Origin of the sequence: Streptomyces sp. HUAS TT7 (assembly GCF_051550175.1) — a bacterium.
Taxonomy (GTDB): domain Bacteria; phylum Actinomycetota; class Actinomycetes; order Streptomycetales; family Streptomycetaceae; genus Streptomyces.
In genome coordinates this window covers 2,335,132-2,359,306 of record NZ_CP196175.1, presented here as the reverse complement: position 1 = coordinate 2,359,306, position 24,175 = coordinate 2,335,132, and the positions used below count along the sequence as shown (strand labels likewise).

The window sequence follows — 24,175 nt, the reverse complement described above, 5'->3', positions numbered from 1 at the left end:
CGTGCGGCGAGACCCTCGGCGTGCAAGAACGCCGGGCGTGCAAGAACGCCGGGCGTGCAAGAACGCCGGGCGTGCAAGAACGTACAAGAACCGAAGCGCCGCCTTCTTCTAACGTCCACTGTGTGGCAGCAGAACAGACAGCACCCCCAGAGATACGCCCCGAGGCCGGGGGCAAACCCGATGCGGCCGTCGTCCGCGACGCCCTGGGCGTCGGCGTCGCCGTCGGCCTCTCCGGCTTCGCCTTCGGAGTGACCTCGGCCGGATCGGGACTCGACCTCCTGCAGACGTGCGCGCTCAGCCTGCTCGTCTTCACCGGAGCCTCGCAGTTCGCGCTCGTCGGCGCGCTCGCGGCCGGCGGCAACCCGTTCACCGCGGCGGCCGGCGCCTTCTTCCTCGGTACTCGTAACGCCTTCTATGGGCTGCGCCTGTCCCAACTGCTCGCGCTGCCCAGGGCGTTGCGCCCGCTGGCCGCCCAGTGGGTGATCGACGAGACCACCGCGGTCACCCTCGCCCAGCCCACCCGGCGGGCCGCGCGGATCGGCTTCACCGTCACCGGCCTCACCCTCTACGTGCTGTGGAACCTGACCACGCTCGCCGGAGCCCTTGGCGCGCAGGCCCTGGGCGACACCGACGCCTGGGGGCTCGACGCCGCGAGCCCCGCCGTCTTCCTCGCGCTCCTCGCGCCGATGCTCAAGACCTCCACCGAGCGCATCACGGCCGCCCTCGCGGTCGTACTCGTCCTGGCCATGCTGCCGGTGCTGCCCGCGGGCGCGCCCGTCCTGGTCGCGGCACTCGCCGCGCCCGTCGTGCTCTTCCTGAAGGGGCGGAGTGCGCCGGGGGATACAGGGGCGGGCGAGGGATCCCGCACCCAGGACGCCACCCCGAGGCCGTCCGAAGGAACGGGGAACTCCGCGAAGGGACAAGCGCGTTGAACGTCTGGATCGCCATCGCAGCCACCGCCGTCGGCTGCTACCTCGTCAAGCTCCTCGGCCTGCTGGTCCCGGCAGGCGCCCTGGAGCGACCGCTGGTCAAGCGCCTTGCCGCACTGCTGCCGGTGGCACTGCTCGCCGCGCTCACCGCCCAGCAGACCTTCAGCACCGGCCACCAGGTGCTGCTCGACGCCCGGGCGGCCGGACTCGCGGCGGCAGCCGTCGCGCTGGTGCTGCGCGCCCCGTTCCTCGTGATCGTCGGCGCCGCCGTACTCGTCACGGCGGGCGTACGGGCCCTGGGCGGCTGAGCACAGGCGCCGGGGCGGCCCGCCGGACCGGTACCCCAGCGCGACCGCCTCGTCTGCCCGGTCGACCCGGAGACGCCGCCAGGCTCGTCCGGCAGGAAGTCGCCAGGGTTACCCGATGGTGCGGCCGTGGGCGCGCAATGTGCGCAGCGCCTCGATCGTCACCATGGGGCGGCACTCCAGGGCCGTGCCCGGCGCCCACGCACGCCAGTGGATCGGCCAGCCGCCGTCCTCCTGCTGCTCCGCCTCCAGATGATCGAGCGAGCGCTTCATCTCCTCGTCGGTGAACCACCGGCGGGCCAGCGACTCCGGCACGGCCGCGTAGTGGTGCGGAAAGTGGCGCTCGCCGGGGGCGTATCCCTCGGAGACCGGGTAGTCGGCGATCCGCGCCGGATCGAGCACCGCGAGGCCCTGTTCCCTGACGAGCCGGCCCAGCCGGTCGGCGGCCGCCTCGGCCCGGGAACGGTCGGGGGCGCCGTCCAGGAAGGCGACCGCCGCCTCGACCTCGTACGGATGCGACGTCTCCAGCGAGTCGACCGTGGCCCAGCAGAAGTCGGTCGCCCGGAAGAGCCACGCGTGCCACACCTGGTTGCGGTGCAGCAGCCCGACCACGGGGCCGGTGGTCAGCAGGGCGCTGGGCGGGTCGTCGACGATCGGGACGAACGGCGCCGCCGGATAGCCGCGCTGCGAGGGGTGCAGTGCGGGCAGCGCGCCGTCCTTGGTGGAGATGTCCGTGAGGTAGCGGCACATCCGCTCCACGCGCTGACCGCCGAGCCGGCCGACCGAGTCCAGGACCCGCAGCGCGTGCGCGGTGTGCAGGGGCTGGCTGACGGGGCCGCGCAGATCGGGTTCGAGGGCGTGGCCGTAGCCGCCGTCGTCACCCTGATAGGCGGAGAGTGCCGCCTCGACGGCGTCGGCGTCCTTGCCGAGGAAGTGGTAGGCGAACCGGCGCTGTTCGAGCACCCTGGCTGTCAGCCAGATGAAGTGCGCGGCGCGCGCCAGTGGTGAGTCGGGGGAGTGGGGGGATGCTCCGGAACCAGCCATGTTTCAGACGGTAGGGCCCGCAGAGCCGTGGGTAGGCCCGACCGCCGGGGCTGCACTCTCAGGGGCGGGATACTCGAGTCATGCGGTTGACGATTTTCTGGGAGCGGATGGCCGACCACTTCGGCGCCGGGTACGCGGACTCCTTCGCGCGTGACCATGTGATGACGGAACTGGGCGGGCGCACCGTGCACGAGGCCCTCGACGCGGGCTGGGAGGCGAAGGACGTCTGGCGGGCGGTCTGCGCCGCCATGGACGTGCCCGCGGACAGACGGTGACGGAGGCCCCTCAGGGGGCGCACGGGTGGCCGCCTTCGAGTGAAGGGCGAGGTTCCGGATGACGGGGCGGCCCCGCCAGGCAGCCGGAACAGCTTTGGCGGCTCGCTGTCGGACATGTGGGCGACACTTGCTCCGTGGCACCGACTGATGAGATCAACACCGACCCCCGCGCAGCCGACCGGGCGGGCGACCGCGAAGCCGGCCCCGCGGGCGGCCCGCGCGGCGAATCGCCCGCCTCCGGCGGACCCCCGGCGAGCACCCTGGGGCTCGCCGCCGCCGCACGCATGCCCCGCTGGCTGCCGCGCGCCGTGGTGCTCGTGCTCGCCCTGTACGCCTGTTTCCAGCTGGGCAGCTGGGCCTTCCACCAGCTCATCGGTCTGCTGATCAACATCCTGATCGCGTTCTTCATCGCGCTCGCCATGGAGCCTGCAGTCGGCCGGATGGCGGCCCGCGGAATGCGCCGGGGCATGGCCACGTTCCTGGTCTTCCTCGCCCTGACGATCGCGACGATCGGCTTCGTCGTGCTGCTCGGCTCGATGCTGGCGGGGCAGATCGTCGACATGGTCGAGCAGTTCCCCAAGTACCTCGACTCGTTGATCAACTGGGTCAACCACACGTTCCACACGGAGCTCTCGCGGGTCGAGGTGCGCGACAGCCTGCTGCACTCCGACTGGCTGCAGAAGTACGTCCAGAACAGCGCGACCGGCGTGCTCGATGTCTCCGCGACCGTTCTCGGCGGCCTCTTCCGGCTGCTGACGATCTTCCTGTTCTCGTTCTACTTCGCCGCCGACGGGCCCAGGCTGCGCCGGGCGATCTGCTCCGTGCTGCCGCCGGCCCGGCAGGCGGAGGTGCTGCGGGCCTGGGAGATCGCGGTCGACAAGACCGGCGGCTACCTCTACTCGCGCGGCCTCATGGCGCTCATCTCCGGCATCGCGCACTACATCCTGCTGCAGATCCTCGGCGTTCCGTACGCCCCGGCGCTGGCGGTCTGGGTGGGGCTGGTCTCCCAGTTCATCCCCACCATCGGCACCTATCTGGCGGGCGCTCTCCCCATGCTGATCGCCTTCACCGTGGACCCCTGGTACGCGGTGTGGGTGCTCGGATTCGTGGTGATCTACCAGCAGTTCGAGAACTACATGCTGCAGCCCAAGCTCACCGCGAGGACCGTGGACATCCATCCCGCCGTCGCCTTCGGCTCGGTGATCGCGGGCACCGCCCTCATGGGCGCGGTCGGCGCCCTCATCGCCATCCCGGCGGTCGCGACCCTGCAGGCGTTCCTCGGCGCCTATGTGAAGCGGTACGACGTGACGGACGACCCGCGCGTGCACGGCAGGCACCGGCCGCGCGGCCAGGGCTCCGCGGCGGCGCCCGAGGCGACGCCGTAGGCTGGAATTTCCTATTTGTCGGGATTGATGGGCGGGTGTGGGTGCAGTGCTCCGCCGTGCGTGGTGTGCTTGACAGCAAAATCGAACATCCATTCTCATGGGAGTCCGGCCCTGTGTTTGCACGGGTTCCATCGCGTTTCCGGTGGAGTTATCCACAGGCTGGAAGGACGTCGGGGCCCATTGTCAGTGGCAGGGGTTAGCGTCTTTGACGTGAAGCGATCGACTCAAGCAAATCGGGTGGAACCCATGGCAGGAACTGACCGCGAGAAGGCGCTCGACGCCGCGCTCGCACAGATTGAACGGCAATTCGGCAAGGGCGCGGTGATGCGCCTGGGCGAGCGGCCGAATGAGCCCATCGAGGTCATCCCCACCGGGTCGACCGCGCTCGACGTGGCGCTCGGCGTCGGCGGCCTGCCGCGCGGCCGCGTGGTGGAGGTGTACGGCCCGGAGTCCTCCGGCAAGACGACCCTGACGCTGCACGCGGTGGCCAACGCCCAGAAGGCCGGCGGCGCGGTGGCCTTCGTGGACGCCGAGCACGCCCTCGACCCCGAGTACGCGAAGAAGCTCGGCGTCGACATCGACAACCTGATCCTGTCGCAGCCGGACAACGGCGAGCAGGCGCTGGAGATCGTCGACATGCTGGTCCGCTCCGGCGCGCTCGACCTGATCGTCATCGACTCCGTGGCGGCCCTGGTGCCGCGCGCGGAAATCGAGGGCGAGATGGGTGACTCGCACGTGGGTCTGCAGGCCCGCCTGATGAGCCAGGCGCTCCGGAAGATCACCAGCGCCCTCAACCAGTCGAAGACCACCGCGATCTTCATCAACCAGCTCCGCGAGAAGATCGGCGTGATGTTCGGCTCGCCGGAGACCACGACCGGTGGCCGGGCGCTGAAGTTCTACGCCTCGGTACGTCTCGACATCCGCCGGATCGAGACGCTCAAGGACGGCACGGACGCGGTCGGCAACCGCACCCGCGTCAAGGTCGTCAAGAACAAGGTCGCGCCGCCCTTCAAGCAGGCCGAGTTCGACATCCTGTACGGCCAGGGCATCAGCCGCGAGGGCGGCCTGATCGACATGGGCGTCGAGCACGGCTTCGTCCGCAAGGCGGGCGCCTGGTACACGTACGAGGGCGACCAGCTGGGCCAGGGCAAGGAGAACGCCCGTAACTTCCTGAAGGACAACCCCGACCTCGCCAACGAGATCGAGAAGAAGATCAAGGAGAAGCTGGGCGTCGGTGTCCGTCCGGAGGAGCCGACGGCCGAGCCCGGCAAGGACGCCGCCGAGACCGCCCCGGCGGCTGACGCGGCCGCGGTTCCGGCCCCGGCCACCAAGGCCAAGACGGCCAAGGCCGCCGCTGCCAAGAGCTAGCGGTGACCCGCAGGACCGAATGGGCCGACCCCGAGGAGCCGGGCCCCGAGCGGGCCCGCTCCCGGCGGGGCGGCCCGAATGGAGCGGGCGACGGCACCGACTTGTCGAGGGCCGAGAAGGAGCCGCCGCCGCAGGACCCGGCTGAGCGGGCGCGGGCCATCTGCCTGCGCCTGCTCACCGGGACCCCCCGGACCCGCAAACAGCTCGCCGACGCCCTCAAGAAGCGGGAGATCCCCGACGAGGTCTCCGAAGAGGTCCTCTCCCGCTTCGAGGAAGTCGGACTGATCAACGACGCGGCGTTCGCCGACGCATGGGTGGAGTCCCGCCACCACGGGCGCGGGCTTGCCCGCCGCGCGCTGGCACGCGAACTGCGCACCAAGGGCGTGGACTCCACGGTCATCGATGAGGCCGTCGGCCAGCTCGACTCCGACCAGGAGGAGGAGACCGCGCGCGACCTGGTGGCGCGCAAACTCCGCTCAACCCGCGGCCTCGACCGCGACCGCCGGATCCGCCGCCTCGCCGGCATGCTCGCCCGCAAGGGCTACCCGGAGGGCATGGCCCTCAGAGTGGTCCGCCAGGCACTGGAGCAGGAGGGCGAAAACGCGGACGACCTGTACGAGATGTGAGCCGCCGGTCAGCCGGCGGGGGCCGTGACCGGCAGCCCCGCCGTGCGCCACGCCTGGAAGCCGCCGATCAGGTCGGTCGCCCGGTGCAGCCCCAACTGCCGCAGTGACACTGCCGCGAGCGACGAGGCGTACCCCTCATTGCAGATCACCACCACCCGCAGATCGTGGCCGGTCGCCTCGGCGGCGCGATGGCTGCCCTGCGGATCCAGCCGCCACTCCAGTTCGTTGCGCTCGACGACCAGGGCGCCAGGAATCAGCCCGTCCCTCTCGCGCAGCGCCGCATACCGGATGTCCACCAGGAGCGCCCCCTCGGTGGCCTCGGCGAAGGCCTCCTCGGCGGTGACCCGGTCCAGACCGGCCCTGACCCGGTCGAGGAGGTCGTCGATCCCCACCGGTCGCGTACGTTCCGCACTCACTGCCAGTCCTCCGGACGCTCGACCTGCTCGATACGGAGCACCGCGCCCGTCCGGCTGTAGCGCCGGATCAGAGGCAGCGGCGGATAGTAGGCATGCACCGAGATCGCGTGCTCGGCCCCGGACTCGTTCCGCACCTCGTGCACATGGTGCGGCCCGAAGGCCCGGCCGCTTCCCGAACCCAACTGCCTTGAACGGTCGATGCCTTCGGCGAGTTCCAGGGTGCGCCAGCCCTCGGTGGGCAGGCGGGCTGCCAGCGAGTCCTCACGCAGCGCGCCGGCCGCGGTGGCGAAGGCGCCGTGGGAACCGCCGTGATCGTGCCAGCCCGTACCAGTGCCGGGCGGCCAGCCGATCAGCCAGGCCTCGCTGCCGCCCGGGCCGTCGAGCCGAATCCAGGTGCGCCCCTCGTCGTCGAGGGGCAGCGAGGCCACCAGCGCGGCGTCCGCAGCGGTGCGGAGGGCGAAGTCGAGCAGGTCCGCCTCGGTCGGCGCGGAGCCGGATCCGGGTGTGGAGGCGGGAGCGGGCACGGATGTAGGGACAGATGTGCTGACAGAGAGCGACACGGGGGACCGTCCTGAGAAAGTTCGCGGATGCGCGCGTACGGCAGACGGCGCCTCAAGGGCGCGGCGGTACGGCGCGAAGGGAAGGCGAATCAGCAGGACGGACGACACACGCAGCCCGCATAGCGGACGAGGTCCATATGGACCCTCCGCCACAGGCGCACATCGGTGTCGGTCACGTTCCGGAGTAGACCATGTGCGCCTGCGTCGGTCAATCGCTGTTCGGATGGCAGATGGCAGATGGCAGATAACGGATAACGGATGGCGGCCGGTAGGTCACCGGCGACGCTGGACATTCGACGTCAGCCGTCAGCCGTCAGCCGTCAGCCGTCAGCCGTCGGTCGACGGATCACGGCTGTCAGACGTCAGATGTCAGCTGACGGATTCCGGATGGCCAACGCCGGGCAACAGCTGACAGACATCACTTGATGTCAGCCGTCCGCCCCTCCGCCCCCGCAACCCTCGCCGCAGCACCCGCCCCCGCGACCCTTGCACCCGAGCCCCCGGCACCCGCCCCAGCAGCCCCCACACCCGGTTCGCCCCCGCCGGCCTCTCCCCGCACCGCCTCGGCCGCGGCGTACAACTGCGCGGGCTGCACCCCGTTGAACGCGGCGGCCAGGTGCCCGTCGGGGCGTACGAGGAGGACGGCGTGGGCCGGCGCACCGGGATAGTCCTCGGCGACCAGGAGTTCCGCGTCCAGCGGCAGCGCCGACACCGCGGCGGCCAGGCGGGGCATGACCCCGGCCGTGAGCCAGTGGCGGCGGTCCCAGACCCCGGTGCCCGGGGCGACAAGCACGACCAGGAGCCTGCCCCTGCCGAGCCGGTCCCGCAGGGACACGGTCGCGCCGTCCGGGGCCGTGACGCAGATGTCGGCGGCCGGTGCGCCCAGCCCCGTGCCCACCGGGATGTGCGACTCGGTGTACGGGGGTGTGAGGGGGGAGTGCGGGTAGGAGGGGGGCGCGCCGAGCGGGCCCCGCCCCACGTGGCCGTCGGTCACCAGGGCGTCGTGGCCGCGGGCGGTCCCCGGGATCCAGCCGCGCAGCCCCGCACCGCCGCGAAGGATGGGCAACGACTGGTCGGCCGTGCGCAGCCGGGCCGCGACCGCCGACCGGCGTTCCGTCTGGTAGCTGTCCAGGAGTACCTCTGAGGCCCCGTGGTGCCAGGCCTGGGCCAGCTTCCAGGCGAGGTTCTGGGCGTCCCGCAGGCCCTCGTCCAGGGCCTGTGTGCCGAGCACGCCGAGCAGATGCGCGGCGTCCCCCGCGAGGAACGCGCGGCGCACCCGCCAGCGCCGGGCGAGGCGGTGATGCACGGTGTGGACGCCGGTGTCGAGGAGTTCGTACGGCGGTGTCGACCCGCACCAGCCCGCGAGCGTGTCCCGGACGCGGCCCAACAGGGCGTCGGGGGTGACCAGTTCGGCGCGCGGCGGAAGCAGCCAGTCGAGCCGCCAGACGCCGTCCTGGAGGGGGCGGGCCGTCGCCTCGTCGCCGCTGGCCCGCCAGGGCGGCAGCCGGTGCAGCAACGCCTCGCCCGGCCACGGGAGTTCGGTACGCAGGGCCACAACCGCCTGGCGCTCCACCGCCGTACGGCCGGCGAAACGGATGTCGAGGAGCTTGCGGACGGTGGAGCGGGCGCCGTCGCAGCCCACCACATAGCTGCCGCGCCACCAGGTCCCGCCGGGCCCCGAGGTGTGGACGGAGACCCCCTCCGCGTCCTGTTCCAGCGCGTCCAGGCGGCTGTCCGGTACCACCCGCACGAGACCGGACGCGGCAAGGGCGTCGCGCAGCCCTCGGGCCAGGGCGTGCTGCGGGATGTGCACCGGCGAGGGGACGTCGGCCAGGGACTCGCCGAACCCGACACGGCGCACCAGCTGACCGCGCCTCATGGACCGCCAGGCCACCCAGCGGGCGCCCTCGTCGCGCACCGTCGTACAGCCCAGGCCCGTCACGAACGAGGCGATGTCCGGGCGCAGTACGACCGTGCGGACCGGGCGGGGCTCGTCCTTGCCCGAGCCCTCGTCGAGGACGACGGACGGTACGCCCTGGGCGGCGAGCGAGAGGGCCAGCGCCAGTCCCACCGGACCGGCGCCGACGACGATCACCGGGTCCACGGCGCGGCTCCCGAGGCGGGTCGGGACGGCTTGCAGGTGGCGCGGGGAACCCGGTGCACGATCACAGAACGTATGCAACCCACTGCGCGTGCTTGCGTCAAGTGACGGAGGCAGCGACGCGAACGTCACCGCCTCCTGTGCCGTCAGTTCGTCGTAGCAGGCGCCACGTCGGAACCATCGGTCCCTTCGACACCGAGGACGGCGCCCGGGCCGCCGGCCGTGATCGGAGCGGCAGCCGCCCCCATGGTGATGCCGGTCTTCGCCCGGCGCCCACGCTTCTCGATCCACGTCGCGAGCGCCGAGAGCACCAGACACATCGCCACATAGATGGAGCCGATGACAACAATGGTCGAGACGTACGGGTACTGGCCGTTGACCTGGGTGTTGCTCGCGATCAGACGCGCCGTCTGGAGCAGCTCCGGGTACAGGATGATGAAGCCGAGCGACGTGTCCTTGAGGGTGACGACGAGCTGGCTGATGATCGTCGGCAGCATCGCCCGGACGGCCTGCGGCATGAGCACGCTCAGCATGACCTGCGACTTGCTCATGCCCAGCGCGTACGCCGCCTCGCGCTGCCCCCTGGGCACGGAGTTGACGCCCGCGCGGAGCACCTCCGCCTGCACACAGCCGTTGTAGATCGACAGGCCGAGGGCCAGCGCCCACATCGAGTAGTCGGTGAGGAAGCCGACCCAGACCGCGTAGATCGTGATGAGCAGCGGGATGGAACGGAACAGCTCGATGAAAGCGGTGGCCGCCCAGCGCACCGGCTTGTGGTCGGAGAGCCGGGCCACGGCGAGCACCACACCGAGCACCAGCGAGCCGACGGCGGCGAGGCCGAACGCCTTGAGGGTGGCGAGCACCGCGTCGGCGATGTTCTGCCGGATGCCCGCGTAGTTGAAGATGTCCCACATCGCGTAGTCGAGGTGGCCCTTGTCCGCGAGGCGGACGATCGCGAGGGCGATCAGAGCGATCAGCGCGAGGGAACCGACGACGGCGTAGATCCGGTTGCGTACGACGGCCTTGGGGCCGGGGGCGTCGTAGAGAACGCTGGCACTCATCGGGCGACCTCCATGCGGCGCTCAAGAAGGCGGAAGAGACCGCTCATCGCGAAGGTGACGATCAGATAGCCGAGGGCGACCCAGAGGAAGACGGGAACGATGTCGTACCCCTGGTCACTCATCAGCTTCTGCCAGCCGAACAGCTCGGTGACGCTGAAGGCGCCGGCGATCGCCGAGTTCTTGGTGAGCGCGATGAAGATCGAGCTGAGCGGCGGGATGACTGTCCGGGTGGCCTGCGGCAGCACGATCATGCGCAGCGTCTGTGTGAAGCTCATGCCGATCGAGCGGGCCGCCTCGGCCTGCCCCAGCGGCACCGTGCTGATGCCGGACCGCACGGCCTCGCAGACGAACGACGCGGTGTAGAAGCCGAGCGCGAGCGAACCGAGCAGGAACGGGCTCATGCCGGGGTAGAGGATCTCCGGCACGACGAAGAAGAAGACCAGGAAGAGCAGCGTCAGCGGGGTGTTGCGCAGCAGCGTCACCCAGGCGGTGCCGAAGAAGCGCAGCGGCGGCACGGGGGAGACCCGGAAACCGGCGAGCAGCAGTCCGAGGACCAGGGCGATGACCGAACTGACGGCGGTGATCTCCACAGTGCCTATGAAGCCGTCGCGGAACTCCGCGAAATGGTCGAGCAGTACGTTCATGAGGTCTCCGCGTCGGCGGGCAGCGGCTGGGGGATCGGGCGGGGCGGGCCGTGGCGCCCCGTACTGCGTACGGGGCGCTTCGAGCGGTGTCGATCAGTAGCGGACGACGGCCGGCGGAGCCTGGTAGTTGGAGCCGGACAGGCCGAGCGTGGCGTCGTAGATCTTCTTGTAGGTGCCGTCCTGCTCGTGCTTCTCGAGCGAGGCGTCGATGAACTCGCGCAGCGTCTTGTCGTCCTTGTTCATGCCGATGCCGTACGGCTCCTCGGTGAACGGCTTGCCGACGACGCGGAGCTTGCCGGAGTTCTTGGCGGCGTAGCCCTTGAGGATCGCGTCGTCGGTGGTGACGGCGTCGACCTGCTTGGACAGGAGCTGCTGCACGCAGTCCGAGTACTTGGCCAGCTCGACGACGGACGCGCCGTACTCGGGCTTCTTGATCTCCTGGAGCGGCGTGGAGCCGACGATCGAGCAGACCTTCTTGCCCTTGACGGAGTCCTTGCCGTTGATCGAGGTGTCGTCCTTGCGGACGAGCAGGTCGGCGCCGGCCTTGTAGTACGGGCCCGCGAAGCCGACCTGCTTCTTGCGCTTGTCGTTGATCGTGTAGGTGCCGACGTAGTAGTCGACCTGGCCCTTGGAGATCGCGGTCTCGCGGACACCGGAGTCGACGGTCTTCCACTCGATCTGGTCGGGCTTGAAGCCCAGGTCGGCGGCGACCATCTTGGCGATCTCGACGTCGAAGCCGGAGCGCTCCTTGGTCGACTGGTCCTCGAAGCCGAGGTAGGGCTGGTCGGCCTTGGAACCGATGACCAGCTTGCCGCGCTCCTTGGCCGCCTTGAAGGTCGGCGAGTCAAGGGTGACGTTCGAGGCGACGGTGTACGTCGGCAGCTGCGGCGCGCCGCTGGAGCCCGGCTGGGCGGACTGCTTGTCACCGGCGGAGCCGGACTTGCCGCCACAGGCGGTCGCGGTCAGGGCGAGCGCGGCGATCGCCGCGACGGCGGCGGACTTGCGGAGCATCATGGCGAACATTCCTTGCGTCGTTGGTCGTTGGTCGTCATCGGTCGGCCGACCCGTGCCACCGCCCGATGCCAACCATCGTGCGGGACAGGCCAGTTGAGTGCCGGGCGGCGGCTCTCGTCAGTGGTGCAGGATCTTCGACAGGAAGTCCTTGGCCCGGTCGCTGCGCGGGTTGCTGAAGAACTGGTCCGGCGTGGCCTCCTCGACGATCCTGCCGTCGGCCATGAAGACGACCCGGTTCGCGGCGGAGCGGGCGAAGCCCATCTCATGGGTGACGACGACCATCGTCATCCCGTCCCGCGCCAGCTGCTGCATGACTTCGAGAACCTCGTTGATCATCTCCGGGTCGAGCGCCGAAGTGGGCTCGTCGAAGAGCATCACCTTCGGGTCCATCGCCAACGCCCGTGCGATCGCGACGCGTTGCTGCTGCCCGCCCGAGAGCTGCGCCGGGTACTTGTCGGCCTGGGTGCCCACGCCGACCCGGTCGAGCAGGGCGCGGGCCTTCTGCTCGGCGGCCTGCTTGTCGGTCTTGCGGACCTTCACCTGGCCCAGCATGACGTTCTCGAGCACCGTCTTGTGCGCGAAGAGGTTGAACGACTGGAAGACCATGCCGACATCGGCACGCAGCCGCGCCAGCTCCCTGCCCTCCTGGGGCAGCGGCCTGCCGTCGATCGAGATCGCCCCGGAATCGATCGTCTCCAGGCGGTTGATGGTGCGGCACAGCGTGGACTTCCCGGACCCTGAGGGCCCGATGACGACGACGACCTCGCCACGGGCGATGGTCAGGTCGATGTCCTGGAGCACATGCAGCGCGCCGAAGTGCTTGTTGACGTTGTTCAGCACGACCAGGTCACCCGACGCGGGTACGGCGTCCTCGGTCCCCTTGGCCACTGATACTCCGCTCATCGGCTTCTTGCTCCGTCCTCCTCGGTTGGGGAGGACCGTAGTGGTGAGTCGTGACCAGCGTCATTACATCTGAGCGGAACTTGAGCATAACGATCCGGTTGCGTGGAAGCACTCTGGGTGAGCGCGCACCCCGGCGGAATACCGGCTCCGTAACGGATGGTGCGCACGGGCGGGCGCCCCCTTGACCGGAGTGGCGACCATGGGCGTGGATTCGGGGGTACATGCCGTGAAGCGGCCGATGAACGTTCGGGCCGAAAGGCCCCATGGGCCCGAAAGGCCCGGGAAAATCCAGGGAGGGGGGCCATGAGACTGCTGCTCGTCGAGGACGACGACCATGTCGCCGCCGCCCTGTCCGCCGTGCTGTCCAAGCACGGTTTCGAGGTGAAGCACGCGCGCAATGGTGAAGAGGCGCTGCAGGCGCTTCTTCCTGACGACCGCTGTGCCAAACCACCCTTCGGTGTGGTCCTGCTCGACCTCGGACTGCCCGACCAGGACGGCTACGAGGTCTGCGGCAAGATCCGCAAGCGCACCTCCATCCCGGTGATCATGGTGACGGCGCGCGCCGACGTGCGTTCGCGCATCCACGGGCTGAACCTGGGCGCCGACGACTACGTGGTCAAGCCGTACGACACCGGCGAACTCATCGCCCGTATCCACGCGGTCATCCGCCGCCCGCCGCCGGGCGCGCGGCCCGAGTCGGCCGAGCCCGAACTGTGCCTGGGCCGCGTGCAGATCGAACTTCCCACCCGCCGGGTCAGCGTCGACGGCGAGAGCGTGCAGCTGACCCGCAAGGAGTTCGACCTGCTCGCGCTCCTGGCCCAGCGTCCGGGCGTCGTCTTCCGCCGGGAACAGATCATCAGCGAGGTGTGGCGCACCAGTTGGGAAGGGACCGGCCGCACTCTCGAAGTGCACGTCGCCTCCCTGCGCTCCAAACTGCGCATGCCGGCACTGATCGAGACCGTGCGCGGCGTCGGCTACCGGCTCGTCGCGCCGGCCGCCCTCTGAGACCCGAGAAGCCCGGTGCGCACCCGACTTCTCCCGCTGCTCATCTTCCTGCTCGCGCTCGTCCTGGTCGCGTTCGGCTTCCCGCTCGCGCTGAGCGTGGCCCACGCCCAGCAGCAGCGGGTGGTCGTCGACCGCATCGACGACACCGCGCGCTTCGCGGCGCTGGCCCAGTTCGTCACGGCCACCGACGGCAACGACACCAACAGCGCGGAACGGCTGACCACCCTGGAGGAGGAACTCACCCGCTATTCCACTCTGTACGGGATCAGGGCGGGCGTCTTCTTCCGCAACGGCACCGCCATGGCCAGCGCCCCCACGGGCTGGACCGTGCCCGCCAAGGGCGAGGGGCACATGGCCTTCCACGAGGCCCTCGCCGGGCGCCGCAGCCACGACCCGGCCCAGGTGTGGCCGTGGCAGCGCGGCCGCCTGGTGGTGGCCTCACCGGTCGTACGCGAGGGCGACGTGATCGCGGTCGTGGTCACCGACTCGCCCACCGGGAGCATGCGTTCGGACACCCTGCACGGATGGCTCCTCATCGCGGCCGGCGAACTGGCGGCCATGCTGCTCGCGGTCGGCGCCGCGTTCCGGCTGACCGGCTGGGTGCTCAGGCCCGTACGCGTCCTGGACGCCGTCACCCACGACATCGCGACCGGCCGCATGAAGTCACGCGTCGCGGCCGCCGGCGGGCCCCCGGAACTCAGAAGGCTGGCCCACTCGTTCAACGAGATGGCCGACAACGTCGAAGAGGTGCTCGAGCAGCAGCGCGCCTTCGTCGCCGACGCCTCGCACCAACTGCGCAACCCGCTGTCCGCCCTGCTGCTGCGCATCGAGCTCCTCGCGCTCGAACTCCCCGAAGGGAATGAGGAGATCGCCTCGGTACGCACCGAGGGCAAGCGCCTCGCCCAAGTGCTCGACGACCTGCTGGGCCTGGCACTGGCCGAGCATGCCGCGGCCGACCTCCAGCTCACCGACGTGGGGGCGCTCGTGGGGGAGCGGGTCGCCGCGTGGCGGCCGCTCGCCGAGGACAAGGGCGTACGGCTGATCGCGGACGGCTCGGCCGCCGCGACCGGCTGGGCGGACCCGGTGGCGCTGTCCAGCGCGCTGGATGCCGTGATCGACAACGCGCTGAAGTTCACCCCCGAGGGCGAGGACGTGCGGGTCACCGTCGCCGTCGACGGCCCCCGGGCCACCGTGACGGTGACCGACCGGGGCCCGGGCCTCACCGACGAGGAACTCGGCCGCATCGGCGACCGCTTCTGGCGCGCTGGCCGCCACCAGAACATCAAGGGCTCCGGCCTCGGCCTCTCGATCTCCCGCGCCCTGCTCGCGGCAGGCGGCGGAACCATCGCCTACGCCCACCACGACCCGCACGGCCTGCGCGTGACGGTGACGGTGCCGCGTACGCAACCTGGGGCATGAGGGCGGGGGACGGGCGGCTGACGGCTGACAGATTTCAGCTTTTGGTTTTCGGCTTTCAAAGGTCAGCAGTCAGATTCTGACCGCGGCCGGCCGTCAGGGCTTGACCGACCGGTAGTAGTTCCGCGCCCCGTCGTGCAACGGCAGCGGATCCGTATAGATCGCCGTCCGCAGATCCACCAGCTGCGCCGCGTGCACCTCACGGCCGATGCGGTCGCGGCTGTTTATCACCGTGCGGGTGAAGCCCTCGGTCAGTGCCGCGTTCGTGCGGTCCGTGGTGACCAGCAGGTTCGCCACGGCGATCGTCGGCACCGGGACGCCCCGCTGCGCCTTGGGGTAGGCGTCGGCCGGCATGGTCGCCGCCCGGTAGTAGCCGGTGCTGCCGTCCGCCCTGTGCAGGGCCGACGCCAGGTCGGCGAGCGGGACCAGACGGATCGGGTACGCCTCGGACAGCTTGAGGACGGCGTTGGTCGGCAGCCCTCCGGACCAGAAGAACGCGTCGATCTGCTTGTTCCGCAGCAGGTCGGGCATGGTGTCGATGCCCGCGGGGATGGGTGTGATGTCCTTCTGCGGGTCCAGTCCGGCGGCCGGCAGGAGCCGGTCGGCGAGCAGCCGTACCCCGGAACCGTCCTGCCCGACGGCGACCCGCTTGCCGCGCAGATCCGCGACCGAGCGCACGGGCGAGTCCTGGGGCACCACCAGCTGCACGTAGTCGTCGTACAGCCGCGCGCAGCCGCGCAGCCGGTCCGCGCCGGGCCTGTTGTCCTTGCGGAACTTGTCGACGGAGTCCGCCGTGGCGATGGTGAAGTCGGAGATCCCGTCGGCCAGGCGCTGGAGGTTCTGCTGCGACCCCTGGCTGGTGCGGAGATTGACATGGACGTCCGGCAGATCACTGGTCAGCGCCTGCTGGAGCAGCTCGCCGTAGCGCTGGTAGACCCCGGTGCGTACGCCCGTACTGAAGTCGATGTTTCCCGCGGGTGACCGGCTGCCGAACGGCACCAGCCACCACAGGAGCAGCCCGACGGCCACGACGGAGGCCGCGGACCCTTGCAGGACACGGCGGCGGCCGGGCCGGGACAGTGCGGGGAGCATGGCTGGATCCTGCCAGTTCATCGCCCGCGAGGACCAGGGGGCGGCGGGCCCCGTACCCTGGTGTACGAGATGAGTGCGAAGACCTACGAGGTGCGCACCTACGGGTGCCAGATGAACGTCCACGACTCCGAGCGGCTGTCCGGCCTCCTTGAGGGGGCCGGTTATGTCCGCGCGCCCGAGGGCGCCGACGGTGATGCCGATGTCGTCGTCTTCAACACCTGCGCGGTGCGGGAGAACGCCGACAACAAGCTGTACGGCAATCTCGGCAGGCTCGCCCCGATGAAGACGAAGCGGCCCGGCATGCAGATCGCCGTGGGTGGCTGCCTCGCCCAGAAGGACCGCGACACCATCGTGCAGCGCGCCCCCTGGGTCGATGTCGTCTTCGGCACGCACAACATCGGCAAGCTGCCGGTGCTCCTGGAGCGCGCCCGCATCCAGGAGGAGGCGCAGGTCGAGATCGCCGAATCCCTGGAGGCGTTCCCGTCCACGCTGCCGACCCGCCGCGAGTCCGCGTACGCGGCCTGGGTGTCCATCTCGGTGGGCTGCAACAACACGTGCACCTTCTGCATCGTCCCGGCGCTGCGCGGCAAAGAGAAGGACCGCCGTCCCGGCGACATCCTGGCCGAGATCGAGGCGCTGGTCGGCGAGGGCGTCTCCGAGATCACGCTGCTCGGGCAGAACGTCAACGCCTACGGCTCGGACATCGGCGACCGCGAGGCCTTCAGCAAGCTGCTGCGGGCCTGCGGGAACATCGAGGGCCTGGAGCGGGTCCGCTTCACCTCGCCGCACCCGCGTGACTTCACGGACGACGTGATCGCCGCCATGGCCGAGACCCCGAACGTGATGCCGCAGCTCCACATGCCGCTCCAGTCCGGCTCGGACACGGTGCTCAAGGCGATGCGCCGCTCGTACCGGCAGGAGCGTTTCCTCGGGATCATCGAGAAGGTGCGCGCCGCCATTCCGCACGCCGCCATCTCCACCGACATCATCGTGGGCTTCCCCGGCGAGACCGAGGAGGACTTCGAGCAGACCATGCACACGGTCCGCGAGGCCCGCTTCGCGAACGCGTTCACCTTCCAGTACTCCAAGCGCCCCGGAACTCCGGCGGCGACCATGGACGGACAGATTCCCAAGGACGTCGTTCAGGATCGCTACATGCGCCTGTCCGCCCTTCAGGAGGAAATCTCCTGGGAGGAGAACAAGAAGCAGGTCGGCCGTGTTCTGGAGGTCATGGTCGCCGAGGGCGAGGGCCGCAAGGACGGCTCCACCCAGCGCCTGTCCGGCCGCGCCCCCGACAACCGCCTGGTCCACTTCACCAAGCCGGACGAGGACGTGCGCCCGGGCGACGTGGTGACCGTCGAGATCACCTACGCGGCCCCGCACCACCTGCTCGCCGAGGGCCCGACGACCTCGGTACGCCGCACCCGCGCGGGTGACGCCTGGGAGAAGCGCCACGCGGCGCCCGCCGAGAAGCCGGCCGGCGTGATGCTCGGCCTGCCGTCGATCGGCGCCCCGGCACCGCTCCCGGAGCCCACGGGCGGCTGCTCGGTCCTCTGAGCCCGCACGGTCCCTGCCGCCGAGTCCCGGCGGCAGGGCCGGGCCGCCGGAACCGGACTAGGCTGCGGATCATGCTCGTAGCCGCCGCTGTCTGCCCCTGCCCGCCCCTCCTGGTACCCGAGGTCGCCGCCGGTGCCGCGCCGGAACTGGACGCGGCACGCGACGCCTGTGCCGACGCCGTCGGTGTCCTCGCCGCGTCCCGGCCCGACCTCCTCGTCGTGGTCGGCCCGGCGGAGCACGGGGGCACCTTCCAGCAAGGGGCAGTCGGCTCGTTCGCCGGGTACGGCGTGGATGTCTCCGTACGCCTCGGGCCGGGCGAACCCGGGGGACAACAGCTCCCGTTGTCCCTCACCGTCGGCGCCTGGCTCCTGGAGCGGGCCGGCTGGGCGGACGCCGCCGTCGAGGGGCTCGCCGTCGCCGAGCAGCTGGAACCGGGGGCCTGCGTCGGCACCGGAGAGGACCTCGCGGCCAGGGCCGCCCGGGTCGCCCTGCTCGTCATGGGCGACGGCAGCGCGTGTCGCACCCTCAAGGCTCCCGGCTACCTGGACGAGCGCGCCGCGAGCTTCGACGAGGTCGCGTCCGCAGCCCTGGGCGCCGCCGACACCGCCACCCTGATGGGCCTCGACGACCGGCTGGCATACGAGCTGAAAGTGGCGGGACGCGCGCCCTGGCAGGTGCTCGCGGGCGCTGGCAGCGACGCCGGTCTGGCAGGGCGGCTCCTCTATGAGGACGCGCCTTACGGAGTCGGCTACTTCGTCGGCGTCTGGTCCTGAAACCCGGAGTTCAAAAAACCCAAATGCGAAGGAGGCACGGCGGAGGGCCGTGGAGCAGGCAGCTCCACGGCCCTCCGCCGCGCGTGGTTCAGGAAGTGGACGCGGGCGGCGTGCCGCCACCGTCCTTGTGGGAGATGCGGTCGAGGGCTTCCTTGGCCTTTCCCGTACCCGACTCGATCTTGTCGCTGTACTTGCCCTTGGTCTTTTCGTCGACCAGCTTGGCGGCCTTGTCCAGGCCGTGGTCGATCTTGTCCCCGTGCTGCTGCGCGAGGTCCGAGACCTTGTCCTTGGCCGGGGCCAGCTTGGCTTTCAAAGTGTCCAGGAAACCCATGGGGCACCTTCCCTCGGGGGACTACTTGCGGGCGCTTTCGCCGGCTTCGCTGTCCGCCGCTTCCTCCGCCGACTGCTGCTTGGGGATCTCGACCCCATCGGCGGCAGCGGACTCGGCGGACTCCGCCGCGTCCGTCTCCTCGGCGGCCTCGGATACCTCGGAAGCCTCGGCGGCGGGGCAGTCCGCCGAGGTACCGGTGTCACCCTCGGCCTCCGGCTCCGCCGTCGGCGTGGCCGCCTTCACTTCCTCGGTCGACTCCGCGACAGCCACATCGGCCTTACGGCGAAACCTTGAAAAAACGCCCATATCTACTCCATAGCGTACTCGTGTGGGCGAAATCCCGCGCCAAGCGGAGCGCCTCATTGCGTCGCCCGGCGGCGCCGGTCAACAAACCGGCGCTCGGAACCTCGCAACAGGCAACGAACCCAGCCCCGCCCCGTCACGTAGCTCGTTCGAGGAGGGCCGAGGAGGTTTGCGAGACTGTGACCGTGAGAAGTGCAGCTCCCGCACCGCGGGTCATCGCCGTCGTCGGCCCGACAGCGGCCGGAAAGTCCGATCTGGGCGTCTTTCTCGCCCAGCAACTGGGCGGCGAGGTCGTCAACGCCGACTCCATGCAGCTCTACCGGGGGATGGACATCGGTACCGCCAAGCTGACGCTCGACGAGCGCGGCGGCATCCCGCACCACCTCCTGGACATCTGGGACGTGACAGAACCGGCCAACGTCGCCACGTACCAGAAGCTCGCCAGGGCCGAGATCGACCGGCTGCTCGCCGAAGGACGCACCCCCGTCCTCGTCGGCGGATCCGGACTCTATGTGCGCGGAGCGATCGACGTGCTCGACTTCCCGGGCACCGACCCCGAGGTGCGGGCCCGGCTGGAGAGCGAGCTGGAGGCGCAGGGCCCCGGCGCCCTGCACGTCCGCCTCGCGGCCGCCGACCCCGAGGCGGCCCGCGTGATCCTGCCCAGCAACGGCCGCCGGATCGTCCGCGCCCTCGAAGTGATCGAGATCACCGGCCGGCCGTTCACGGCCAATCTCCCCACCCATGAGTCGGTGTACGACACCGTCCAGATCGGCGTCGACGTCGGCCGCCCCGAGCTCGACGAGCGGATCACCCTGCGCGTCGACCGGATGTGGGAAGCGGGGCTGATCGATGAAGTGCGGGCCCTGGAGGAAAGCGGACTGCGTGAGGGGCGTACGGCCTCACGGGCGCTCGGCTACCAGCAGGTTCTCGCGGCGTTCGCCGGCGAGTGCACCGAGGACGAGGCGCGTGCCGAAACCGTGCGCGCCACCAAGCGCTTCGCGCGCCGCCAGGACTCCTGGTTTCGACGCGACCCGCGCGTCCACTGGCTGAGCGGCGCCATGGAGCACCGTGCGGAACTCCCGCACCAGGCGCTGGCGTTGGTCGAACGAGCGGTTACAGCCTGATCACGTGATGGCATCGGGACGCTCCGCCGGTCATTGCGGGACTCTTGCGCGTGCCATCATCAATCGTCGATCGACCAGTGGAGTCCGAGTTGGGAGGGCGCGTGGCGATGGAGGCCGGCCCTCGAGACAGAGAGCAGGGATCGCGGGAGGACACCGCGAGCCAGGGCCCGACGGATCACGGTTCAGCGGCACCGAACAGCGCGCAAGCGGAATCCGCCGAAGGCGCGGACGACACCGCGCGCGCCGCTGAAGCGACACCGTCCGCGCTGGGTTCCGCGGTGCTCGGCGCCTCGGGACTGAGCCCCGACGGGCCGGAGGACGGTTCCGTAGGAGCGGTCTCCGACGGCGGTGAGGTCGAGGTCGAGCTGCGCCCCCAGCGCCGGTTGAGGATCTGGCAGCTCGCCCCCATCGTGATGCTCGCGGCGCTCGGCTCGCTCATGTTCGCCTTTCCCCTGGCCTTCGAGTTCGGCGACGGCGGCCCGGTCGTGGCCATGCTCGGACTCCTCATCAGCTGCTGTGCCGCGGGCTGGGGCATGATGGCCGCGCGCCGCGTCGGCCACACCTGGCCGGGGCTTCCCGCCAGGGGCTCCAAGGAGCGCCCGGACTGGCGAGTCGTCGCCCTGTACGTCGGTGCCGCCGGGATACTCGTCGCGCTCGCGGTCTGGCGCGTGGCCCGGCTCCGCTGAGCCCGCCTCAGATCAGGAACCGCAGTTCAGGACCGCCGCCCCGGGCCGCTGTCAGCGCGTCCCCGTACGATTGACGCGTGAACACTTCGCCGATCGCATTCCTCAAGGGCCACGGGACCGAGAACGACTTCGTGATCGTCCCCGACCCGGACAACGCCCTCGACCTGTCCGCGTCCGCCGTCGCCAGGCTCTGCGACCGCCGGGCCGGAATCGGCGGCGACGGCCTGCTCCACGTGGTGCGCAGCGCGGCCCACCCGGAGGCCAGGGCGATGGCCGGCGAAGCCGAATGGTTCATGGACTACCGCAACGGCGATGGCTCGATCGCCGAGATGTGCGGCAACGGAGTGCGCGTCTTCGCCGGCTACCTGGAGCGCGCCGGGCTCGTCGACGAGGGCGACCTGGCCGTCGCCACCCGCGGCGGGATCAAGAAGGTGCACATCGCCAAGGGCGGTGAGATCACCGTCTCCATGGGGCGCGCCCTGCTCCCCGAGGCCGGAGTCACGGTCAGCGTGGACGGCCGCAGCTGGCCCGCGCGCAACGTGAACATGGGCAACCCGCACGCGGTCGCCTTCGTGGCCGATCTGGAGCACGCGGGCGAGCTGCGCTCGGTGCCCCCGTTCAGCCCGGCAGAGGTCTACCCGGACGGTGTGAACATCGAGTTCGTCGTGGACCGCGGCCCCGCGCATGTCGCGATGCGGGTCCACGAGCGGGGCGCGGGCGAGACCCGGTCCTGTGGCACCGGCGCCTGCGCGGTCGCCGTCGCCGCCGCACGCAGGGACGGGGTGGATCCGGCGGTCACCGGCACCCCGGCGACGTACACCGTCGACCTTCCCGGCGGCACCCTGGTCATCACCGAGTACCCGGACGGTGAGATCGAGATGACCGGGTCCGCGGTGATCGTCGCCGAAGGCGTCATCGACCCCGCGCTGCTGACCGTCTGACCCGCTCTCCGAAGCGGTCCGCCGACCATGATCGGCCCGGTGGGGCTCGAAACAGCTGTGTCCTGAACCTTCGCTCGAATGGGTGATCCGTTTCACGCTGAGCGAGAGCGGGACTGCGCCACGTGGTGGGGTCGGTAGCATCAAGCACCGGTCCGGAGGGGCACGCCGGTCCCTCCACCACCGGTCGATGCTGCCGGAGGTGCCCCATGAGTGCAGAGGCCACAAATCCTGGTGCTCAGAGCCGCCGACGCGGCCGCCCCCGGATCGACCTCCGTCGGCTCGGCCGCGCGGCACTGCTCGGCCCGGTCTCCCGGGACCGGCTGCCCGACGCCATCGGCCATGTGGCCGACGCGCACCGGGCCCACCATCCCGACGCCGATCTGGCCGTGCTGCACCGGGCGTACGTCCTCGCCGAAACGTCCCACCGCGGCCAGTTCCGCAAGAGCGGTGAGCCCTACATCACGCATCCGCTCGCCGTGACGCTGATCCTCGCCGAACTGGGCGCCGAGACCACCACCTTGACCGCGTCCCTCCTCCACGACACCGTCGAGGACACCGAAGTGACGCTCGATCAGGTGCGGGCCGAGTTCGGCGAGGAAGTCACCTATCTGGTGGACGGCGTCACCAAATTGGAGAAGGTCGACTACGGAGCCGCGGCCGAGCCGGAGACCTTCCGCAAGATGCTGGTCGCCACCGGCGACGACGTACGCGTGATGTCGATCAAACTGGCCGACCGGCTGCACAACATGCGCACCCTCGGCGTGATGCGGCCCGAGAAACAGGCCCGGATCGCCAAGGTCACCAGGGACGTTCTGATCCCCCTCGCCGAACGCCTCGGCGTGCAGGCCCTCAAGTCCGAACTGGAGGACCTGGTCTTCGCGATCCTGCACCCCGAGGAGTACGAGTGCACCCGGATCCTCATCGCGGCCAACTCCGGCACCGTCGACCCGCTCACCGGCATCGCCGACGGCGTGCGCGGGGTGCTGCGCGAGGCCGGGATCAGCGCCGAAGTCCTCATCCGGCCGCGCCACTTCGTCTCCGTGCACCGGGTGCAGCTCAAGCGCGGCGAACTGCGCGGAAGCGACTTCGGCCGGCTGCTCGTCCTGGTCGCCGAGGACGCCGACTGCTATGCGGTCCTGGGGGAACTGCACACCTGTTTCACGCCGGTCGTCTCCGAGTTCAAGGACTTCATCGCCTCGCCCAAGTTCAATCTGTACCAGTCGCTCCACACGGCGGTCGTCGGCCCGGGCGGCGAGGTCGCCGAAGTCCTCATCCGTACGCACCAGATGCACAAGGTCGCCGAGGCCGGGGTCGTCGCTCTGGGCAACCCCTATGCAGGCGGCCCCGGCGAAGGGGCGCAGCAGGCGGGCGACGAACGCGAGGACCCCACGAGGCCCGGCTGGCTCTCCCGGCTCCTCGACTGGCAGCAGAACGCCCCCGACCCCGACACCTTCTGGTCCTCCCTGCGCGAGGAACTGGCGGGGGACAGCGAGATCACGGTCTTCTGCGCCGACGGCCACACCCTGGTCCTGCCGGCCGGTGCGAGCTGTGTGGACGCCGCGTACGCGCAGTACGGCGACGACGCCCACAGCTGCATCGGCGCACGCGTCAACGGCCGCCTGGCGACGCTCAGTACGGTGCTGAACGACGGCGACACTGTGCAGCCCCTGCTGGCCCAGGACGCCACCTCCGGCCCCGCCTCCGACTGGCTCGACCACGCCAGGACCCCGGCCGCACGGATCGCGATCAGCGGCTGGCTCGCGGTCAACCCGGAGGGCGTCAAGGTGCCGGCCGCGGCGCCCCGGCCGCAGGTCAACGTCCCGGCCGACCGGCGGGCCGCCGCCAACGCGGTGACCGACCTGCCCGACGTGACGGTACGTCTCGCCGGCTGCTGCACGCCCGTGCCGCCCGATGTGGTCACCGGGTTCTCGGTGCGGGGGGCGGCGGTGACCGTGCACCGCCAGGAGTGTCCGGCCGTCGCCCGCATGAAGGCCGTGGGGCGCGCACCGGTGGAGGTGCGCTGGGGGGACGCGGCGGAGTGCAGGGTCACCCTGGTCGCCGAGGCCTTCGGCCGGCCCCGCCTGCTCGCCGACCTCACGGAAGCCATCGCCACCGCCGACGCGGCCATCGTCTCGGCCACGGTGGAACCCCCCAGCGAACAACGTGTCCGCCACACCTACACCCTCCAACTCCCGGACGCCGCCGGGCTGCCCGCCCTCATGCGGGCCATGCGCGACGTGGCGGGGGTGTACGACGTGAGCCGGGCGCAGCATCCGGCCGCCGCGGGGTGAGCAACACACCCTCGTTCGAGTGGCG

At 70.6% G+C, this 24,175-nt stretch carries 25 protein-coding genes and 1 pseudogene; 14 read left to right on the top strand and 12 right to left on the bottom strand.

All coding sequences use genetic code 11. The features are described from left to right. Positions 1–122 precede the first annotated feature (122 nt). Both ACSHXC_RS10470 and ACSHXC_RS10465 read left to right on the top strand, forming a co-directional pair. Positions 123–932, top strand: coding sequence for an AzlC family ABC transporter permease (locus ACSHXC_RS10470; RefSeq protein ID WP_438291318.1), 810 nt, complete (start codon positions 123–125; stop codon positions 930–932). Next, on the top strand, positions 929–1,237 hold the full coding sequence (locus tag ACSHXC_RS10465; RefSeq protein ID WP_189969366.1) for an AzlD domain-containing protein: 309 nt from the start codon (positions 929–931) through the stop codon (positions 1,235–1,237). The genes ACSHXC_RS10470 and ACSHXC_RS10465 overlap by 4 nt, the downstream gene beginning before the upstream one ends. Before the next feature lie 108 nt (positions 1,238–1,345). Here the strand turns inward: ACSHXC_RS10465 and ACSHXC_RS10460 are convergent, their stop codons facing one another. Further along, positions 1,346–2,278 (bottom strand): hypothetical protein, encoded by a 933-nt coding sequence (locus ACSHXC_RS10460; RefSeq protein ID WP_386041973.1) that lies wholly within the window; start codon positions 2,276–2,278, stop codon positions 1,346–1,348. An 80-nt stretch (positions 2,279–2,358) separates the two neighbouring features. Between ACSHXC_RS10460 and ACSHXC_RS10455 the strand changes: the two genes are divergently transcribed. The 4 genes and pseudogenes from ACSHXC_RS10455 to recX all read left to right on the top strand — a co-directional run. Further along, positions 2,359–2,553, top strand: coding sequence for a DUF3046 domain-containing protein (locus tag ACSHXC_RS10455; RefSeq protein ID WP_053726402.1), 195 nt, complete (start codon positions 2,359–2,361; stop codon positions 2,551–2,553). 284 nt (positions 2,554–2,837) lie between these two features. Beyond that, positions 2,838–3,938: an AI-2E family transporter gene (locus ACSHXC_RS10450; RefSeq protein ID WP_438296516.1), complete on the top strand. Its 1,101-nt coding sequence runs from the start codon at positions 2,838–2,840 to the stop codon at positions 3,936–3,938. Positions 3,939–4,184: 246 nt separating this feature from the next. Continuing rightward, entirely contained in the window at positions 4,185–5,306 is a 1,122-nt protein-coding gene (recA, locus tag ACSHXC_RS10445) for a recombinase RecA (RefSeq protein ID WP_189969370.1), read from the top strand. Beyond that, positions 5,243–5,932: pseudogene (gene recX, locus ACSHXC_RS10440) on the top strand (recombination regulator RecX); the annotation flags it as partial. The gene recA and the pseudogene recX, both read left to right, overlap by 64 nt. Positions 5,933–5,940: 8 nt before the next feature. Here the strand turns inward: recX and ACSHXC_RS10435 are convergent. The 8 genes from ACSHXC_RS10435 to ACSHXC_RS10400 all read right to left on the bottom strand — a co-directional run bounded on the left by ACSHXC_RS10435 (position 5,941) and on the right by ACSHXC_RS10400 (position 12,631). Continuing rightward, positions 5,941–6,348: a rhodanese-like domain-containing protein gene (locus ACSHXC_RS10435; protein ID WP_438291317.1), complete on the bottom strand. Its 408-nt coding sequence runs from the start codon at positions 6,346–6,348 to the stop codon at positions 5,941–5,943. Next, entirely contained in the window at positions 6,345–6,872 is a 528-nt protein-coding gene (locus ACSHXC_RS10430) for a cysteine dioxygenase (protein ID WP_438291316.1), read from the bottom strand. Before ACSHXC_RS10430 ends, ACSHXC_RS10435 begins: the two co-directional genes overlap by 4 nt. Positions 6,873–6,997: 125 nt before the next feature. Next, positions 6,998–7,045 (bottom strand): hypothetical protein, encoded by a 48-nt coding sequence (locus tag ACSHXC_RS10425; RefSeq protein ID WP_309506048.1) that lies wholly within the window; start codon positions 7,043–7,045, stop codon positions 6,998–7,000. A 281-nt stretch (positions 7,046–7,326) separates the two neighbouring features. Continuing rightward, the gene (locus tag ACSHXC_RS10420) at positions 7,327–9,012 is read right to left on the bottom strand and encodes an FAD-dependent monooxygenase (RefSeq protein WP_438291315.1); all 1,686 of its coding nucleotides are present in this window, start codon (positions 9,010–9,012) and stop codon (positions 7,327–7,329) included. 143 nt (positions 9,013–9,155) lie between these two features. Then, the gene (locus ACSHXC_RS10415; RefSeq protein WP_438291314.1) at positions 9,156–10,070 is read right to left on the bottom strand and encodes an amino acid ABC transporter permease; all 915 of its coding nucleotides are present in this window, start codon (positions 10,068–10,070) and stop codon (positions 9,156–9,158) included. Beyond that, positions 10,067–10,714, bottom strand: a complete 648-nt coding sequence (locus tag ACSHXC_RS10410; protein WP_438291313.1) for an amino acid ABC transporter permease — start codon at positions 10,712–10,714, stop codon at positions 10,067–10,069. Before ACSHXC_RS10410 ends, ACSHXC_RS10415 begins: the two co-directional genes overlap by 4 nt. 93 nt (positions 10,715–10,807) lie before the next feature. After that, positions 10,808–11,728, bottom strand: a complete 921-nt coding sequence (locus ACSHXC_RS10405) for a glutamate ABC transporter substrate-binding protein (protein ID WP_438291312.1) — start codon at positions 11,726–11,728, stop codon at positions 10,808–10,810. A 117-nt stretch (positions 11,729–11,845) separates the two neighbouring features. Then, the gene (locus ACSHXC_RS10400) at positions 11,846–12,631 is read right to left on the bottom strand and encodes an amino acid ABC transporter ATP-binding protein (RefSeq protein WP_438291311.1); all 786 of its coding nucleotides are present in this window, start codon (positions 12,629–12,631) and stop codon (positions 11,846–11,848) included. A gap of 303 nt (positions 12,632–12,934) precedes the next feature. Between ACSHXC_RS10400 and ACSHXC_RS10395 the strand changes: the two genes are divergently transcribed. After that, positions 12,935–13,636, top strand: coding sequence for a response regulator transcription factor (locus ACSHXC_RS10395; RefSeq protein ID WP_438291310.1), 702 nt, complete (start codon positions 12,935–12,937; stop codon positions 13,634–13,636). A gap of 15 nt (positions 13,637–13,651) precedes the next feature. Then, positions 13,652–15,055, top strand: a complete 1,404-nt coding sequence (locus ACSHXC_RS10390; RefSeq protein WP_438291309.1) for an ATP-binding protein — start codon at positions 13,652–13,654, stop codon at positions 15,053–15,055. A gap of 93 nt (positions 15,056–15,148) precedes the next feature. Here ACSHXC_RS10390 and ACSHXC_RS10385 read toward each other — a convergent pair whose 3' ends face one another. Further along, positions 15,149–16,144, bottom strand: a complete 996-nt coding sequence (locus tag ACSHXC_RS10385) for a TAXI family TRAP transporter solute-binding subunit (protein WP_438291308.1) — start codon at positions 16,142–16,144, stop codon at positions 15,149–15,151. 69 nt (positions 16,145–16,213) lie between these two features. On the opposite strand from ACSHXC_RS10385, the gene miaB reads away from it, so the two are divergent. Further along, positions 16,214–17,701 (top strand): tRNA (N6-isopentenyl adenosine(37)-C2)-methylthiotransferase MiaB, encoded by a 1,488-nt coding sequence (gene miaB / locus ACSHXC_RS10380; protein WP_438291307.1) that lies wholly within the window; start codon positions 16,214–16,216, stop codon positions 17,699–17,701. Between the two features lie 71 nt (positions 17,702–17,772). After that, positions 17,773–18,474 (top strand): class III extradiol dioxygenase subunit B-like domain-containing protein, encoded by a 702-nt coding sequence (locus tag ACSHXC_RS10375; RefSeq protein WP_438291306.1) that lies wholly within the window; start codon positions 17,773–17,775, stop codon positions 18,472–18,474. An 88-nt stretch (positions 18,475–18,562) separates the two neighbouring features. Here the strand turns inward: ACSHXC_RS10375 and ACSHXC_RS10370 are convergent, their stop codons facing one another. Next, the gene (locus tag ACSHXC_RS10370) at positions 18,563–18,805 is read right to left on the bottom strand and encodes an antitoxin (protein ID WP_438291305.1); all 243 of its coding nucleotides are present in this window, start codon (positions 18,803–18,805) and stop codon (positions 18,563–18,565) included. A gap of 21 nt (positions 18,806–18,826) precedes the next feature. Continuing rightward, a complete protein-coding gene (locus tag ACSHXC_RS10365; protein ID WP_438291304.1) occupies positions 18,827–19,111 on the bottom strand; it encodes a hypothetical protein in 285 nt (94 codons plus the stop codon). A gap of 182 nt (positions 19,112–19,293) precedes the next feature. On the opposite strand from ACSHXC_RS10365, the gene miaA reads away from it, so the two are divergent. From miaA to ACSHXC_RS10345, 4 genes are all read left to right on the top strand, one after another. After that, positions 19,294–20,232 (top strand): tRNA (adenosine(37)-N6)-dimethylallyltransferase MiaA, encoded by a 939-nt coding sequence (gene miaA / locus ACSHXC_RS10360; protein ID WP_438291303.1) that lies wholly within the window; start codon positions 19,294–19,296, stop codon positions 20,230–20,232. Positions 20,233–20,339: 107 nt separating this feature from the next. Beyond that, complete coding sequence (locus ACSHXC_RS10355) at positions 20,340–20,918, top strand: hypothetical protein (RefSeq protein ID WP_438296514.1); 579 nt, start codon at positions 20,340–20,342, stop codon at positions 20,916–20,918. A gap of 77 nt (positions 20,919–20,995) precedes the next feature. Continuing rightward, positions 20,996–21,859: a diaminopimelate epimerase gene (gene dapF / locus ACSHXC_RS10350; protein ID WP_438291302.1), complete on the top strand. Its 864-nt coding sequence runs from the start codon at positions 20,996–20,998 to the stop codon at positions 21,857–21,859. 206 nt (positions 21,860–22,065) lie between these two features. Further along, positions 22,066–24,150: a RelA/SpoT family protein gene (locus ACSHXC_RS10345; protein ID WP_438291301.1), complete on the top strand. Its 2,085-nt coding sequence runs from the start codon at positions 22,066–22,068 to the stop codon at positions 24,148–24,150. Positions 24,151–24,175: the final 25 nt, after the last annotated feature.